Source organism: Desertibacillus haloalkaliphilus (assembly GCF_019039105.1).
In the GTDB taxonomy this organism is placed as follows: Bacteria; Bacillota; Bacilli; order Bacillales; family KJ1-10-99; genus Desertibacillus; species Desertibacillus haloalkaliphilus.
Map to the genome: position 1 here is coordinate 1 of NZ_JAHPIV010000440.1, position 358 is coordinate 358.

Genomic DNA, 358 nt, shown 5'->3' on the forward strand with positions numbered 1-358 from the left:
TCTTATTAGAATCCATGGTTACCGTGGCAGTCCTCGATGTCCCCCTAGCATTACCTTCCCAACGATCAAACTTCCACCCAGAGTTAGGTACAGCTATAAGAGTGACTCTAGTTCCGCTATTAAATTGATTACCGGATTGATCTTTTGTAATTTGTCCACCTTCAGTTGAATTTAACGAAAGTGAATAGGTTGTTCGTTGGTTAACTTCTTGCACTGGTTGTTGTGGGTTGACTTCTTGCTCGTCTTCATCTTGTATAAAAACAGCTCTAATAGACTTATTAGAATCCATAGTAACAGAAATCCGATCGTTGGTTGAAGTTTCAGATCCATCCCAGCCTTTAAATAACCACCCTTCACT

1 protein-coding gene is annotated in these 358 nt (G+C 40.2%); it reads right to left on the bottom strand.

The window, feature by feature from the left end; all coding sequences use genetic code 11:
- The coding region (locus KH400_RS22700; protein WP_217228502.1) for an InlB B-repeat-containing protein at positions 1–358 on the bottom strand (358 nt) is incomplete at both ends.